Below are 15,814 nucleotides of genomic sequence, written 5' to 3'. Positions count from 1 at the left end.
CGGGTCGCGCATGTACCGCTCCGGTGACCAGGTGCGATGGCTGGCGGACGGACGGCTGGAATTCGTCGGCCGGGTGGACGATCAGGTCAAGATCCGAGGGTTCCGCGTCGAGCTGGGCGAGATCGAGACGGTCCTGGCCGGGCACGCCGCGGTGCGGGCGGCGGTGGTCACGGTCGAGGGTCTGGAGGGGGATCGCAGGCTGGTGGCGCATGTGGTGCCGGCGGATCAGGAGGAGGGGATGCCGGCCGTCGGTGAGCTGCGGGCCTTCGTGGGCGAGCGGCTGCCCGGGTTCATGGTTCCCTCGGTGTTCGTCGAGCTGGCCGCGCTGCCCCTCACGCCGAACGGCAAGGTCGACCGAGCCGCGCTCCGGGTGCTCGACGGCGCGACCCGGTCCGGCACGGGGGAGGGATATGTCGCGCCTGGTAGCGAGACCGAACGCGTCCTCGCGGAGATGTGGGCCGAACTGCTCGGCGTGGAGCGGGTCGGGGTCGACGACAACTTCTTCGACCTGGGCGGGCACTCCCTGCTCGCCACGCAGGTGGTCTCGCGTGTCAGGGCGGTGTTCGGGGTCGATCTGCCGCTCGCGTCGGTCTTCGACCGGCCCACCGTCGCGGCGATCGCCGTGATCGTCGGAAGCGGTGCGGCGGCGGAGGGCGCGGTGGGCGCTGAGGACACCGAGTACGAGGAGTTCGACCTCTGAGCCCCGGCGATCGGATCTCGACGGCCCGTTCCGCACGACAGAGCCCGGGCCTCATCCTCAGGTAGGAGACCGCCCCTCCCTCGTACGAGGGAGGGGCGGTCTGCTTCGTCCCCCACGTGTGCAGCCGGAACTTCGCTCGTTGCCGTGAGGACTCGTACCCCCTCGTTCCCTAGCCTTCTTGCATGGACAAGACGATCGATGGGTTACAGGCCGTGATCGAGGTCAGGGACGTCTACAAGCGTTTCGGCACCACTCAGGCACTGGACGGCATGTCGTTCTCCGTCAGGCCGGGGCAGATCACCGGCTTCGTCGGTCCGAACGGTGCCGGTAAGTCGACGACGATGCGTGTCATCCTCGGGCTGGACAGGCCGGACAAGGGGAGCACTCTGGTCGGCGGGCGCCCGTACCAGACGCTGCGTACTCCGCTGAAGCACGTCGGCGCGCTGCTCGACGCGGCCGCCGTGCAGCCCAGCCGGACGGCCCGCCACCACCTGCTGTGGCTGGCACACTCGCAGGGGCTTGGCACCGCTGCGGTGGACGAGGTGATCCGCAGGGTCGGCCTCCAGGACGTGGCAGGGCGCAAGGCCGGTGGCTTCTCCCTGGGCATGCGGCAGCGGCTGGGTATCGCGGCCGCGCTGCTCGGCGACCCACCGATGCTCATGCTGGACGAGCCGTTCAACGGCCTGGACCCCGAGGGCTTCATGTGGATGCGGGGCTTCCTGGCGTCGCTCGCCGAACAGGGCCGTGCTGTGCTGGTGTCCAGTCACCTGATGAGTGAGCTCCAGGACTCGGCTGATCACGTGGTCGTCGTCGGGCGCGGCAAGGTCGTCGCCGACATGAGCGTGCAGGACCTGCTTGCGTCGGTGTCCGAGGGGCGCGTCACCCTGCGCACGTCCGCCCGTCAGCAGGCGATGGACGTGCTCGCGCGGGCCGGCGCGACGGTGAGTTCCACCGGGAGCGACACGATCAGCGTCACCGGCCTGTCGGCCGAGCACGTCGTGTCCGTGCTCGGCTCGCACGCGGTGCCGTTCTCCGAGGTGTCCTCGCACCGTGCGTCCCTGGAGGAGGCCTACATGGAGCTCACCCGGGACTCCGTGCAGTACCGCGGGGTCGTCACCGGGGAGGCCGGACGATGACCACCACCCTCTCGCCGCCGCCCGCCACCAGCCGGCCGGCACGCGGCGGCTTCGGACGCGTGCTGCGCGCGGAGTGGACCAAGTTCCGGACCGTGCGTGGCTGGGTGCTCAGCACGGTCGGTGCGCTGGTCGTCACCTGCCTGGTCGGTCTGCTCGCGACGGCCCAGAGCAACGGCGGCGGCGCGTCGAAGCTGCCGGTCGGCCCCTCGGGCCATGCGGTCAACGACGCCTTCTACTTCGTGCACCAGCCGCTGAAGGGCGACGGCAGCATGACGGTGTCGGTGTCCTCGCTGACCGGTCAGGTCGCGGCGTCTCCCACGGAGAACAAGCCCGGTCTCGCGCCCTGGGCCAAGGCCGGCATCATCGTGAAGGACTCCCTCGAGCCGGGTTCGTCGTACGCGGCCATGATGGTCACCGGGGCGCACGGAGTGCGGATGCAGTACGACTACACGCACGACAAGGCGGGGCTTCCCGGTGCGGTGTCAGCCGAGGCGCCGCGTTGGCTCCGACTGGAGCGCTCCGGCGAGACCGTGACGGGCTATCAGTCGACGGACGGCAGCGCGTGGACCGAGGTGGGCTCGGCCCGCCTCTCCGGACTCTCCGAGTCGCCGCAGGTCGGCCTGTTCGTGGCCTCGCCGTCCGCTACGGAGGACACCGGTACGGGAACGGGGTTCAACCCCGCTGTCGCGACCGGCACGTTCGGCGCGCCCACCCTGAGTGGCGGGTGGAGCGGCGACGCCTGGCAGAACCGGCAGGTCAGCGACGGCGCGGGTACGAGCGGCAGCTACAGCCAGACGACGAAGGGCGAAGCGGTCCGGTCCGACGGGGGTTACCGCATCACCGGGGCCGGCGACATCGCTCCGGTGGTCGGCGGGCCGGCGGCGAGCGGTGTGCGCATCCTCTCCAACTTCCTCGTCGGCGCATTCGCAGGACTGATCATGATGGTCGTCGTGGCCGCGGGCTACATGACCGTCGAGTACCGCAGGGGGCTGATCGGCGTCACGTTCGCGGCCAGCCCGGGCCGAGGAAGCGTGCTGGTGTCGAAGGCCCTCGTGGTGGGCTGCGCCGCCTTCCTCGCCGGTACGATCGCCGCCGCGTTCATGGTGCCGTTCGGTGCGTCACGGTCTCTGGCGAACGGCTTTCCCGTTCTGACGGTGCCGACCTCGACCGAGCTGAGGGTCATCGTGGGCACGGGCCTCCTGCTGGCTGCGGCCAGTGTCTTCGCCCTGGCGGTCGGAGTGATCCTGCGGCGCAGCGCCGTGACCATCACGGTGGTGGTCGTCAGCATGGTGCTGCCCTATCTGCTCGCCACCGCGTCCGTTCTGCCGCCCTCGGCCTCGGATTGGCTCCTGAAGGTCACACCGGCCGCCGGGTTCGGCATCCAGCAGACCGTCACTCACTACGATCAGGTCGTCACGGTCTACTCGCCGATGCACGGCTACTTCCCGCTGGCGCCGTGGGCGGGCTTCGCCGTCCTGTGCGCCTACGCCGCGGCCGCCTTCGTCGGCGCCCTGGTCCTGATCCGACGGAGGGACGCATGAGGTACGCAGGACGCGCGGAGTGGACGAAGCTGCGGACGGACACCAGCAACGCGTGGCTGCTGTTCGGTGCCGTGGCGCTGACCCTGGCGGTCGGCGCGGCGGTGGCCATGACCTCTCGGTGTGATGCCCTGGGCTGCGGCGAGGACGCCACGAAGCTCAGCCTCACCGGTGTCATGGTCGGTCAGGTCGTCGTCGCGATCGTCGCGGTACTGATGGTGGGCAACGAGTACAGCACCGGCATGATGCAGAGCACGGTCGCCGCGGTACCACGCCGGCTGACCGTCCTGTTCTCGAAGGCGGCCGTGCTCAGTGGGGTGATCATGGCGGCGGGTGCCGTCGCCGTCGTCGGGTCCCTGCTGATCGGCGGGATGGTGCAGCCGGGGCGTGGCTTCACCGAGGCGCACGGCTACGAGGCGATGTCACTGGCCGACTCGGTGACGCTGCGCGCCGCCGCGGGATCCGTCCTGTACCTCGCCCTGATCGGGCTGCTCAGCCTCGGTATCGCGCTGATCGTGCGGAGTTCGGCGACGGCGATCGGGATCGTGCTGGGGCTGCTGTTCTTCTTCCCGATCCTTACCCAAGTGATCACGGACCCGGACTGGCAGCGGCTGCTCCAGCAGATCGCCCCCATGACGGCCGGCCTCTCCGTGCAGACGACGATCGGCATCGACCGGCTCCCGATCGGCCCCTGGGAGGGTCTCGGCGTGGTGGCCCTGTGGGCCACCGGCGCGCTGGCCGTCGGCGGCGCGATGCTGCGCCTGCGGGACGTATAAGCGCACCAGGCTACCCGCTAATCCCCCGGGCGGGTAAGGCGGTCCCGTGTCCAACTGCGCGAAGGCGCCAGTTGGACACGGGACCGCCATTTCTCTGTGCTTGGACTTATGGATGGGCAGGCACGGTTGTCGTACGCTGAGGGCGCCCAAAAACGTATTGCGTTGTGCAGCATTCGGATAGGCCGTCCCGGGCGGTCCCTCGGGTGCTGAATGTGGCGCGTCCGCTGTCGGCCTGCTTTCGGAGGTTCCGGTGAGGAAGTACTGCAAATCGTACCCACTGGGTGAATTGCGAGGCTTTCCCGGCTGGTCTGCCGGGGCGCAGCCCGAAGAGCGTGAACTTGCCGATGACGCCACGGTGTTCCTCTGCGATGAATTCACGGTCATGCTGAGTCCTGTCGGTGTCGACAAGGACAAGCGGCTGTTCACCGAGGACACCCCGGAGTGGCGTGAATTCTGCGAGACCACTCTGAAATTCAGCATCCCGGACGACCTGGCATTCGCCTACGTGGAGTCCGAGCCGTCCTGAGCCGGCCGTTTCGATCGGAGAGATGAACCATGGACGAACTGACGGAGCGCCTGAGTACGGAGCAGAGTGTGGAGGTCGGCGGACCCGAGCCCACGCTCGAGGAACTGCACACCCGACTGACGGACATCGGGACCGTCTTCGTGAAGTTCACGGAGACCAGAGGCGGCACCGATCTGGGCATACGCCTGGACCGGGAGGCGTCGGACCTCAGCGGCGCCGACTTCGACGCCCGGACCGGCACCGTGCACGTCGAGGGCACCCTCACGCTCAACGGCGACCCGGTGCGCTGCATCGCCGACATCGATCTGGCCACCCTGAAGGGGGTCGGCCGACTCGCGCTCGTGGAAACGGCCGGCGCCTGACGGAACCTCATCCGGTGCTTCATGGGGCCGTGAGCCGACCCGCCACGCTACTCAAGAATATCGGATCGCTGATGACAAGGGCTGTGAAATCTGCGGACCCTGTGTACTCACCGGTCGGGAACACCCCGATGGTGCATGTTTCCCTGGATGTGAACGGGAAGACGCGGCGGCTGCGACTCAAGCTCGAATCGAAGAATCCTTTTGGCTCGCTGAAGGACCGCATCGCCGTCTCTTTGATCGAGCATGTGGCCGACCGCATCGACAAAGACATCGGCGTCATCGAGTCGACATCGGGAAATCTTGGCGTCGCCATGTCGGCCGAATGCGCCGCACGTGGTGTCCCGTTCACCGCTGTCGTCGATCCGCGCACCAGCGTATTCTTCATCGATCGGATGCGCGGCCTCGGAGCCAGGGTGCAGGTGATCGAGGAGCCGGATGCCGCCGGCGGATTTCTACTCAGCCGTATTCGATACGTCAAGGAACAGCTGAAGGTCCGTCCCGGCCTTGTCTGGACGAATCAGTACCGGAGCGAGGCGAACCCGAATGCCCACTTCGAGGGCACGGCACCCGAACTCCTGCGACAGGTGCCGGGTCCGGCAACGGTCCTGGTTCCCGTCTCCACGGGCGGCACGCTCGCCGGCCTGACCCGGTTCGTCGACGCGACCGGCGCGGACTGGCGCCTCATCGGTGTCGACGTGCACGGATCCGCGGCGCTCGGCCGCACTTCCGGGCGGCGGCTGCTGTCCGGGATCGGGGCGAGCTGTCCGTCGAGCTTCCTGGACCCCGCGACCGCGACCGTGCAGTACGTCGATGCCGCGGAGGCGGTGTCGGCCTGCCTGTGGCTGTCCGAAGAGGCCGGCATCGGCGTCGGGGGCAGTTCCGGGGCGACCGTGGCTGCCGCTCTGCGGATGTTCCGACAGGACCCGGAGATCGACGAGCTCGTGTGCCTCTGCCCCGACGGAGCGGACCGCTACCGGACGACCATCTACCACGCCGACTGGCGGACTGCCCAGGGGATCACCACAGCCGGGATGGGCGGCGCCGTCGTCTACCGCGCCCTGGGCGAGAGCGGAGAATGATGTCCACCGAGGCACGCGGGCTGCTGACGCTGTCCGAACTGACCCGGGAGGAACTGCAGGGCCTGGTCGCCAGGTCCCGCGAGCTCTTCCTCGACCGCACGGCGCACGACAGGCCGCTGCGCGACAAACTGGTCGGCGTCCTCTTCGCCAAGACGTCGACGCGGACCAGGACCGCCTTCACGAGCGGCGTCGTGCGGCTCGGCGGGTTTCCCATCACCTACGGGCCCGACGATCTCCAGACGGCGACCGGAGAATCGGTCAGGGACACCGGACGCATCCTCGGTTCCATGCTGGACGCACTCGTCGCGAGGACGTCCGGACCGCTGAAGGACCTGCGGGAGATGGCCGGCGCCGGGCGGCTGCCCGTGATCAACGCAATGGCGGCCGAGGAGCACCCGACCCAGGGTGTGTGCGACCTGGCGACGATGCTCCTGCAGTTCGGTTCGCTCGAAGGCATCTCCGTGCTCTACCTGGGCGAGGGCAACAACACGGCATCCGCCCTCGCCCACGGCATCTCCCACATCCCGCGCTGCCGCATCACCTTCGCCACCCCGGCCGGCTACGGACTGGACCCGCAGGTGCTGGACGCGGCCGCGAAGCGGGCGGCCGGGGCGGGCGGCAGCGTCCGCGAGGTCCACGACACGGACGACCTGCCGAGCGACGTGGACGTCGTCTATACGACGCGCTGGCAGACGACCGGCACTGTCAAGGTGGACCCCGACTGGCGGGAGCGGTTCCGCCCGTTCCACATCGACGAGCGGCTCCTCGCGCGCTGGCCGGAAGCGACGTTCATGCACGACCTGCCCGCGCACCGCGGCGAGGAGGTCTCCGGCGCGGTCCTGGACGGTCCGCGCTCGATCGCCTGGCAGCAGGCCGAGATGAAGCTGACCAGTGCCATGGCCGTACTGGAATGGGTCGTGGGCGGCAAAGCGCCACAGACCAAGCGCAGTTGACGAACCGCCGCGGACGGCCGCTCTCCTGCGCGGGCCGTTCGCCGTCCGCGGCCTTTTGACCATTCGGCATTGATTCAGGCAATTCTCTGGAGGACGGGCACCCATGTCTGACGAGCTGTACTTGCGATCCAAGGTCATCGTGGAACCGCTGGTGGACCGGTTCTACGTCTGGCCGCACACCCTGGCGCCCGTCCAGGCCGCGATGAACCTGGCCTTCCTGCAGGTACCGCTCCTCGAGTCGTACCTCCAGTCCCCGAAGGTCCACGTGGCGGCCAGCGTCAACCCCGAGCTGCGCGGCGGCTACTTCGTCAACATCGCCGAGGAGCGCGCCGACGAGGTGCGCGACCTGCTGGCCACCATCAAGCGCGAGCGGGCCGCCATGATCCGCTTCGCCGAGGCGATCGCCGAGGGGCAGGAACTGCTCCGTGCGAACGCCACCGGGTTCGACCTGACCCCGCTGTACCCGAAGCTGCCTGTGGAGCTCGCCGGCCTCGTCGAGCTGGCGTACGACACCGACAACCAGGCCCAGATGCGCTTCATGGAGCCGCTGGCCTACCACAGCGACTTCTACCAGGAGGACCGCCAGTCGGTGCAGCTGTCCTTCGAGACCGGCATCGAGCGGCCGTTCATCCTCAGCACGCCGCGACTGCCCTCGCCCGATGTGCTGGAGCTGGACATCCCGTTCCGCCACGCCGGGCTCGAGGCGCTCTTCAGGGCCCGGGTGCAGCCCACGACGCTCGCGAAGCTCCGCGAGGTCCTCGAACTCGACGACGCCCAGACCAAGCAGCTGTCCGGCATGCTGAGCGACCGGCCGAGCCTGGCCGAGGACCGGCACATCGACGCGGGCGGCCGCATCCGCTACTTCGGCCACGCCTGCCTGGTCCTCCAGTCGCCCGAGGCCGCCGTCGTCACCGACCCGTTCATCAGCGCCGACAACACCGCCGGCGACCGGTACACCCTCGACGACCTGCCCGATTACATCGACCTCGTGCTGATCACGCACGGCCACCAGGACCACATCGTCCTGGAGACCCTGCTCCAGCTGCGCGGCCGGGTCGGCCAGATCGTCGTCCCCCGCTCCTCGCGCGGCAACCTCACCGACCCGTCCATGGCGCTCATGCTCCAGCACCAGGGCTTCCCGGTCGTCGAGGTCGACGACTTCGACGAGGTGGAGTTCCCCGGCGGCAAGATCACCGCGACGCCGTTCCTCGGCGAGCACTGCGACCTCGACATTCGCGGAAAGTCCACGTACTGGGCGGAGTTCGCCGGCAAGAAGGTCTACGTCGGCGCGGACTCCTCGGGCATCGACCCGATGCTGTACCGCTACGTGCAGCGCCACCTGGGCACCGCGGACATCGCCTTCCTCGGCATGGAGTGCGACGGCGCCCCGCTCACCTGGCTCTACCAGGCGCTGCTCACCAAGCCGGTCACGAAGAAGATGAGCAACTCCCGCAAGCTGTCCGGCTCCAACGCCGCTCAGGCCGCCGACATCATGGTCGAGCTCGGAGCCAAGGAGGCATACGTCTACGCGATGGGCGAGGAGCCCTGGCTCGGCCACGTCATGGCGACGACGTACACCGAGGACACGTACCAGATCAAGCAGATCGACGAGTTCATGGACTGGTGCAAGGGCCGCGGCATCAAGGCGGGCCACCTGTACGGCCAGCAGGAATGGCGCTGGTAGACGGACGACCGGCAACCCAGCGGCTCTTGAGGAGACAGACATGACAGTGCAGGACCTGTTGTACGTCGAGCTGTACACCCGGCACGCACCGACGGCCGTCGACTACTTCGTCTCGGGAATGGGCTTCACCCGCATCGCCGACTCCGTGGAGCCCGACCGGAGTTCCATCCTGCTGCGCCAGGGGGAGACCCGGCTGATCGTGACGTCGGGCCCGGGCACCACCCGCTTTCTCGACCGGCACGGCGACGGCATCGCGGACATCGCGTTCAGCTGCGACGACGTGGTGGCGACGCACGACGCGGCGGTGGCCGCCGGCGCCCGGTCCCTGGCCGTCTCGCACGGCCACCCGGTCGTCTCCGGCTTCGGCGACGTCAGCCACACCCTGCTGCCGCACGCCACCGCGGCGACCGCCGAACTGCCGCCGGGCCGCAACTGGGTACCGAGCACGCCGGTGCCGGATCCCGCGCAGGAGGGCCCGGTCCGGCTGCTCGACCACGTCGCGGTCTGCCTGGAAGGGCACCGCCTCACCGAGTACGCGGACTTCTACGAGAACGCCTTCGGGATGTCCCGCTACTCCTCCGAGTACGTGGCGGTCGGGGACCAGGCGATGGACTCGATCGTCGTCCGCAGCGACTCCGGGCGGGTCACCTTCACCCTGGTCGCCCCGGACCCGTCGAAGGAACCGGGGCAGCTCGACGCCTTCATCGAGCGCAACGGAGGGCCCGGTGTCCAGCACCTCGCCTTCCTGGTGGACGAGATCATCCCCACCGTGCGGCGGATGAGCGAGGCCGGCACCGAGTTCCTCGCCACTCCCGACTCGTACTACGAAGTGCTCGCCGAGCGGATCACCGGCATGCGCGAGAAGGTCGCGGAGCTGCGGTCCGTCCAGGTGCTCGCCGACCGCGACGAATGGGGCTACCTGCTGCAGCTGTTCAGCCGCTCGCCCTACGAGCGCAACACCCTGTTCTTCGAGCTCATCCAGCGCCAGGGCTCGCGCGGCTTCGGCAGCGCCAACATACGGGCCCTGTACGAGGCGGTCGAGCGAGACCGGCTGGCCGCAGGGTGAGCGGCGCGGCGCCGGACGGCGGCGCACCGGGCCCGTATTCCCTCGCGGACTGGGCGGACCTGGCCCGCGCGGGCATGGACCCGGGCGTGTGGGATTTCTGCGCGGGCGGCGCGGGGGAGGAACGGACCCTCGCGGCCAACGTGGAGGCGTACGACCGCGTGCGCTTCCGGCCGCGGGTGCTCACGGGGGTGGGCCGGCCGGACACCACGACCCGGATCCTGGGCCGGCCCTGGGCGGCGCCCATCGGGGTGGCCCCCCTCGCCTACCACACCCTGGCGGACCCGGCGGGCGAGGTCGCCACGGCCGGGGCCGCCGGCCGCGCCGGTCTGCCCCTCGTGGTGAGCACCTTCGCCGGGCGGACCTTCGAGGACATCGCGCGGGTCGCGACGGCGCCGCTCTGGCTGCAGGTCTACTGCTTCCGGGACCGCGACACGACACGGGCCCTCATCGAACGTGCCGAGCGGGCCGGGTTCGAGGCGCTGGTCCTGACGGCGGACGCGCCCCGGCTCGGCCGCCGGCTGCGCGACCTGCGCAACGGCTTCCGCCTGCCGGACGGCATCGTGCCCGCCAACCTCACCGGTGCCGGCTTCTCCTCACCAGTGGACCACGCGCTGGCCGAGTTCGACGCCGCCCTGGACTGGGGGTGGTGGCCTGGCTGCGGGAGATCAGCTCGCTGCCGGTCCTGGTCAAGGGCGTCCTGACGCCGGCCGACGCACGGCAGGCGGTCGCGGCCGGGGCCGCCGGCATCGTCGTGTCCAACCACGGCGGCCGCCAGCTGGACGCGGTCCCCGCGACGCTCGACGTCCTGCCGGAGATCGCGGACGCGGTCCGGGGCGCCTGCCCCGTACTCGTCGACGGCGGTGTGCGGCGCGGCTCGGACGTGCTGGCGGCGCTCGCGCTCGGCGCCGACGCGGTGCTCCTGGGACGTCCGGTGCTGCACGGCCTCGCGGCCGGCGGCGAGGCGGGCGTCGAGCGGGTGCTCGGCACCGTCGTCGACGAGCTGGTGGAGACGATGACGTTCACGGGCACGCCGTCCGTCGACCGGGCGGGTCCGCCGCTCGTCGGTGGGCCGGAGGAGGCCGACGACAAGCTTCCCGAGCCCGCCCGACGGCTTCCCGAGCCACCGCGTAACCGGACGGGCGCCCCCGGACTCCGCAAGGAGGAGCTGCACGGCAGCGTCTCCGACCCGGTCCTCGACACCATGAACTTCCTCAACGAGGTCACCCACCGCTACCCCGACGCGGTCTCGTTCGCCCCCGGCCGCCCCTATGACGGGTTCTTCGACACCGAGGACGTCTTCAGGCACCTGCGTCGCTATCTGGACCACCTGGCCGCGGAGGGCGCCAGTCCCGAGCAGGTCCGCTCCGCGGTCTTCCAGTACGGGCCGACCGCCGGCCAGATCCGGGAGCTCGTCGCGGACTCGCTGCGCAAGGACGAGGGGATCGACGTGTCGCCGGCGTCGGTGGTCGTGACCGTGGGCTGCCAGGAGGCGATGTTCCTCGCTGTACGCGCCCTCATCTCCGGCCCCGACGACGTGCTGCTCGTCTCCAGCCCCTGCTACGTGGGCATCACCGGCGCCGCACGGCTCCTTGACGTCGAGGTCGGCGCCGTCGAGGAGGGCGAGAAGGGCTTCGACTGCGCCGCACTGGAAGCCGCGATCCTCGCGGAGCGGGCCCGGGGCCGACGCCCGCGCGCGTTCTACGTGATCCCCGACCACTCCAACCCCTCCGGCACGTCTATGACGCTGCCCGCCCGCCAGGAACTGCTCGACCTGGCGGAGCGGCACGACATCCTGATCCTGGAGGACAGCCCGTACCGGATGGTCAGCCCCGGCGAACAGCTGCCGACGCTCAAGTCCCTGGACCGCGAGCACCGGGTCGTGCACCTGGGGTCGTACTCCAAGACGCTCTTCCCCGGAACGAGGGTGGGCTTTGTCGTCGCGGACCAGCCGGTCGTCGACGATGCGGGCAACACCGGACTGCTCGCGGACGAACTCGCCCGGATCAAGAGCATGCTGACGGTCAACACCTCCCCGGTGAGCCAGGCGGTCACGGCCGGAATGCTGCTCTCCGTCGACGGCCGGACCTCGGAGCTGAACACCCGCACCGCCGCGTACTACGGCGACGCCATGCGGGTCACCCTTCGGGAGCTCGACCGACGCTTCCCCGAGGACGAGCGCGGCGCGCTCGGCATCAGCTGGAACGAGCCCGCCGGAGGCTTCTTCCTCGCCGTCAACGTCCCCTTCCGCGCGGACAACGCCGCGCTGGAGCGCTCCGCGGAGGAGTTCGGCGTCATCTGGACGCCGATGTCCTACTTCTATCCGCAGGGCGGCGGCGAGTCGAGCCTGCGGCTGTCCGTCAGCTACCTGAGCCACGAGGAGATCGTGGACGGCGCCGACCGGCTGGCCCGCTTCGTACGGGCGCAGACACCGATCCGGCTGAACCGACCCATCTGACAGTAACGACGTCAACTCACTGAAAGGCGAGCGGTGTTGGTAGCAAAGATTCTCATCCGCAGCAGGACCCGTATGTGGGGGTGGACGTTCCGATGACCGCATTGACGATCACGTCCGACATCGACGCCATGGGGGAAGGTGCCTCTCGGACCAAAGCCACCGCCACGGCCCGGATCGCCGGTGTCGGCACGGCGAACAGCGAACACTCCTATTCACAGCAGGAGTTGCTCGACCACTTCGCCATCGAGGACCCCAAGGTCCGGTCGGTCTTCCTCAACAGCGCCATCGACCGGCGCTACCTCACCCTCCCTGAAGTGGACTCCGACGGCGCCGTGACCGAGGAGAGCCAGGGCGAACTGCTCGCCAAGCACCAGCGGATGGCGCTCGACATGGGCGCCCGCGCCGTACGCGCCTGTCTCGAGGACTCGGGCCTCGACCTGGCGGACATCGACTACCTGTGCTGCGTGACCACCACCGGCTTCCTCACCCCGGGACTGAGCGCCCTGCTCATCCGTGAGATGGGCATCTCGCCGCGCACCAGCCGGGTCGACGTGGTGGGCATGGGCTGCAACGCCGGCCTCAACGCCCTCAACGCCGTGAACGGCTGGTCCGTCGCCAACCCCGGCAAGGTGGCCGTCGCGCTCTGCGTGGAGGCGTGCTCCGCCGCGTACGTCATCGACTCGACCCTGCGCACCGCCGTGGTGAACAGTCTCTTCGGGGACGGCGCGGCCGCGGTCGCCCTGATCACCGACACCGAGGACACCGCCCACGGCGCCCCCGACCCGGGGACCGAGTCCGGCAGCCCCCGCATCCTCTCCTTCGCCAGCCACCTCATCACCGACGCGATCGACGCGATGCGCTTCGACTGGGACGACTCCCAGGGCAAGTTCAGCTTCTTCCTGGACCCCCAGGTCCCGTACGTGGTGGGCGCGAACGCGGAGCAGATCATCGGCCGCCTGCTGGACGGCGCGGGACTGCGCCGCAGCGACATCAGCCACTGGCTGGTGCACTCGGGCGGCAAGAAGGTCATCGACGCGGTCCGGGTCAACCTGGGCCTGACCCGGCACGACGTGCGCCACACGGTCGATGTCCTGCGCGACTACGGCAACCTGTCGAGCGGCTCCTTCCTGTTCTCCTACGAACGGCTGCTCCAGGAACGAGCGACCCGATCCGGGGACTACGGCGTCCTCATGGTCATGGGACCCGGTTCGACCATCGAGGCTGCGCTGGTGCAGTGGTGACGGAGACGAAGATGACAGACGCGACCCTGACAGACGCGACGAAGGACTCCGCCCTCCCCGTCGACCTCGCGGACGCGAGGGACCACGTCCTGCTGCGCATCGACGGCCGGCAGGCGCTCTCCGCGGAGACCGTCGCGGCCGTCGCCGCGGCCTGCGACCAGGCGGAGGACCAGGGCGGGCGCGCCAAGGTGATCGTGCGGGTGTCCGGCGCGCCCGAGGGGCCCCGGGCGCGCGACCTGACCGTGTCGCTGGTCAACAAGTGGGAGCAGGTGCTGCGCCGTCTGGAGCGGCTGCCCGCGGCCACCTTCGCCGTCGTCGACGGTGACTGCGGGGGACTGGCCCTGGACGCCTTCCTCGCCGCGGACTACCGCATCGCGACGCGCTCGGCCCGCCTGATGGTGCCGGTGGAGGACGGTGCGACCTGGCCGGGCATGGCTCTCTTCCGGCTCGCGAAGCACGGCTCGACCGGCACCATCAGGCGGGCCGTGCTCTTCGGCACGCCCGTCGAGGCGGCCGACGGGCTGGCCCTGAACCTCGTGGACGAGGTGGTCGACGACCCGGCGAAGGCCGTGGCCGTCGCAGTGGAGCGGTCGGGCGCCGTCGCCGGGACAGAACTGGCCATCCGGCGCCAGTTGCTGCTGGACGCGCCCACGACGAGCTTCGAGGAGGCCCTCGGCGTCCACCTCGCGGCGTGCGACCGCGCGCTGCGCCGTGCCGCGGTGGCGGGAGGCCGGTCGTGAACCTCACTGAACCCGTGGAAGCCGGAGCCGGCGGACAGGACGAGCTTCGGGCGGTGTGCGGCGGGCTGGCGCACGCGCGGGTCGCCCTCGCGAAGGCCGCCGCGCGCGCCGACGAGGTCATCGCGGCCCTGCCGGAACAGGCACGGCGTTCATCCGCCCAGCGCGCGGCCGCCGCGGCCGCGCGGACCGAGGCGCGGGAGCTGCGCGCCGCGTTCCTCGGCGTGCACGCCGACGCCGTGTACGACGAGCTGACCGGCGGCCGCACGCGCTACCTGCGGGTCGCCGAGCTGGTCGACGGCGCGGCGGCGGCCTTCCCCGGCCTGGTGCCTACCCCCGAACGGCTGGCGACGGAACGCTCCCGGCCGCAGGCGGAGAAGGAAGGGGACGAGATCGACCAGGGCCTCTTCTTCCGGGCGGTCCTGCGCTCGCCGGCCGCGGGTGCGCATCTGCTCGACGCGATGCTGCGTCCCACCCCGAGGGCGCTCGGCCTGCTGCCGGAGTTCCTGCGCACCGGCACGGCGGACCTGGGCTCGGTGCGCCTGGAGCGGACGGAGGGAGCGGCGCGCCTGACGATGTGCCGTGACGACTGTCTGAACGCCGAGGACGACCAGCAGATCGACGACATGGAGACGGCGGTCGATCTCGCGCTGCTCGACCCGGCGGTGGAGGTCTGTCTGCTGCGGGGCGGGGAGATGACGCATCCCCGGTACCGGGGCAGGCGGGTCTTCAGCGCGGGCGTGAACCTCAAGACGCTGCACGGTGGCGGGATCTCGCTTGTCGACTTCCTGCTGCGTCGGGAGCTCGGGTATATTCACAAGATTCTTCGCGGCGTCCTGACCGGGAAGGCTCCAGGCGGACTGCCGGCCACGGTGGAGAAGCCGTGGGTGGCGGCCGTTGACACCTTCGCGATCGGCGGCGGGGCTCAGATCCTGCTGGTGTTCGACTGCGTACTCGCCGCGTCGGACGCCTACTTCAGCCTTCCGGCCGCCAAGGAGGGCATCATCCCGGGGGCGTCGAACTTCCGTCTGGGCAGGGCCGTCGGTCCGCGTCTGGCCCGGCAGCTGATTCTCGGCGGCCGTCGGCTGCGGGCGAGCGAGCCGGAAGCCCGGCTCGTCTTCGACGAGGTGCACGAGACCGAGGCGCTGGACGAGGCCGTCGAGGCGGCGCTGCGCCGGCTGCGGGGTTCCGCGGTCCTCACCAACCGGCGGATGCTGAACCTTGCGGAGGAATCCCAGATCGAGTTCCAGTCATATATGGCCGATTTTGCGCTCCAGCAATCGTTTCGCCTGTACAGCACCGATGTCATCGACAAGGTGGGGCGATTCGCCGCTTCCGGTTGATGGCTGGAGCGGTGCTTGCATGACGCGAAGCAGCAGTTGAACACTCTTGCCATCCGGCCGGTATCGCGACGGTGCTCGGGTTTCGTCCGACCGCTGGCGCATACAGGCCGGTCGGCATCGACTGCTGCGACTGATGTGACGCGTTTTCAGCCGGGGAAAATTGAAACGTCCCGTAGACATGGCGGGGCCGAAAAGCGACGATGTTAATGAACGGCACG

General features: G+C 69.9%; 15 protein-coding genes and 1 pseudogene. All 16 read left to right on the top strand.

The features are described from left to right. The first annotated feature begins 10 nt into the window (after positions 1 to 10). The 16 genes and pseudogenes from ACQEV8_RS03045 (at position 11) to dpgC (ending at position 15,596) form a co-directional block, all read left to right on the top strand. Positions 11 to 700, top strand: a complete 690-nt coding sequence (locus tag ACQEV8_RS03045; protein ID WP_432957114.1) for a phosphopantetheine-binding protein — start codon at positions 11 to 13, stop codon at positions 698 to 700. A gap of 182 nt (positions 701 to 882) precedes the next feature. Continuing rightward, on the top strand, positions 883 to 1,836 hold the full coding sequence (locus ACQEV8_RS03040) for an ATP-binding cassette domain-containing protein (protein ID WP_432957112.1): 954 nt from the start codon (positions 883 to 885) through the stop codon (positions 1,834 to 1,836). Continuing rightward, positions 1,833 to 3,377, top strand: a complete 1,545-nt coding sequence (locus tag ACQEV8_RS03035) for an ABC transporter permease subunit (protein ID WP_432957111.1) — start codon at positions 1,833 to 1,835, stop codon at positions 3,375 to 3,377. Before ACQEV8_RS03040 ends, ACQEV8_RS03035 begins: the two co-directional genes overlap by 4 nt. After that, a complete protein-coding gene (locus ACQEV8_RS03030; RefSeq protein ID WP_432957109.1) occupies positions 3,374 to 4,150 on the top strand; it encodes an ABC transporter permease in 777 nt (258 codons plus the stop codon). Before ACQEV8_RS03035 ends, ACQEV8_RS03030 begins: the two co-directional genes overlap by 4 nt. Before the next feature lie 250 nt (positions 4,151 to 4,400). Beyond that, positions 4,401 to 4,676: a hypothetical protein gene (locus tag ACQEV8_RS03025; RefSeq protein WP_432957107.1), complete on the top strand. Its 276-nt coding sequence runs from the start codon at positions 4,401 to 4,403 to the stop codon at positions 4,674 to 4,676. A 29-nt stretch (positions 4,677 to 4,705) separates the two neighbouring features. Next, entirely contained in the window at positions 4,706 to 5,038 is a 333-nt protein-coding gene (locus ACQEV8_RS03020) for a hypothetical protein (RefSeq protein WP_432957105.1), read from the top strand. Positions 5,039 to 5,109: 71 nt separating this feature from the next. Then, positions 5,110 to 6,117, top strand: a complete 1,008-nt coding sequence (locus tag ACQEV8_RS03015) for a pyridoxal-phosphate dependent enzyme (protein WP_432972380.1) — start codon at positions 5,110 to 5,112, stop codon at positions 6,115 to 6,117. Beyond that, positions 6,114 to 7,070, top strand: coding sequence for an ornithine carbamoyltransferase (locus ACQEV8_RS03010; RefSeq protein ID WP_432957103.1), 957 nt, complete (start codon positions 6,114 to 6,116; stop codon positions 7,068 to 7,070). The genes ACQEV8_RS03015 and ACQEV8_RS03010 overlap by 4 nt, the downstream gene beginning before the upstream one ends. A gap of 103 nt (positions 7,071 to 7,173) precedes the next feature. Then, complete coding sequence (locus tag ACQEV8_RS03005; RefSeq protein ID WP_432957101.1) at positions 7,174 to 8,754, top strand: MBL fold metallo-hydrolase; 1,581 nt, start codon at positions 7,174 to 7,176, stop codon at positions 8,752 to 8,754. A 40-nt stretch (positions 8,755 to 8,794) separates the two neighbouring features. After that, complete coding sequence (hppD, locus tag ACQEV8_RS03000; protein WP_432957099.1) at positions 8,795 to 9,820, top strand: 4-hydroxyphenylpyruvate dioxygenase; 1,026 nt, start codon at positions 8,795 to 8,797, stop codon at positions 9,818 to 9,820. Next, positions 9,817 to 10,521, top strand: a complete 705-nt coding sequence (locus ACQEV8_RS02995) for an alpha-hydroxy acid oxidase (RefSeq protein WP_432957097.1) — start codon at positions 9,817 to 9,819, stop codon at positions 10,519 to 10,521. The genes hppD and ACQEV8_RS02995 overlap by 4 nt, the downstream gene beginning before the upstream one ends. Beyond that, a pseudogene (locus tag ACQEV8_RS02990) lies at positions 10,464 to 10,814 on the top strand (alpha-hydroxy-acid oxidizing protein); the annotation flags it as partial. The gene ACQEV8_RS02995 and the pseudogene ACQEV8_RS02990, both read left to right, overlap by 58 nt. A gap of 207 nt (positions 10,815 to 11,021) precedes the next feature. Next, entirely contained in the window at positions 11,022 to 12,275 is a 1,254-nt protein-coding gene (locus tag ACQEV8_RS02985; protein WP_432972377.1) for a PLP-dependent aminotransferase family protein, read from the top strand. Between the two features lie 128 nt (positions 12,276 to 12,403). Then, a complete protein-coding gene (gene dpgA / locus ACQEV8_RS02980) occupies positions 12,404 to 13,516 on the top strand; it encodes a 3,5-dihydroxyphenylacetyl-CoA synthase DpgA (protein ID WP_432972374.1) in 1,113 nt (370 codons plus the stop codon). Positions 13,517 to 13,527: 11 nt separating this feature from the next. Then, the gene (gene dpgB, locus ACQEV8_RS02975; RefSeq protein WP_432957096.1) at positions 13,528 to 14,256 is read left to right on the top strand and encodes an enoyl-CoA-hydratase DpgB; all 729 of its coding nucleotides are present in this window, start codon (positions 13,528 to 13,530) and stop codon (positions 14,254 to 14,256) included. 53 nt (positions 14,257 to 14,309) lie between these two features. After that, a complete protein-coding gene (dpgC, locus tag ACQEV8_RS02970) occupies positions 14,310 to 15,596 on the top strand; it encodes a (3,5-dihydroxyphenyl)acetyl-CoA 1,2-dioxygenase DpgC (protein ID WP_432972371.1) in 1,287 nt (428 codons plus the stop codon). The last annotated feature ends 218 nt before the right edge of the window (positions 15,597 to 15,814 follow it).

Origin of the sequence: Streptomyces sp. CA-179760 (genome assembly GCF_050937045.1) — a bacterium.
Taxonomy (GTDB): Bacteria; Actinomycetota; Actinomycetes; order Streptomycetales; family Streptomycetaceae; genus Streptomyces.
The sequence above is the reverse complement of the archived record's forward strand: the minus strand, read 5'-3'. Positions and strand labels throughout refer to the sequence as shown.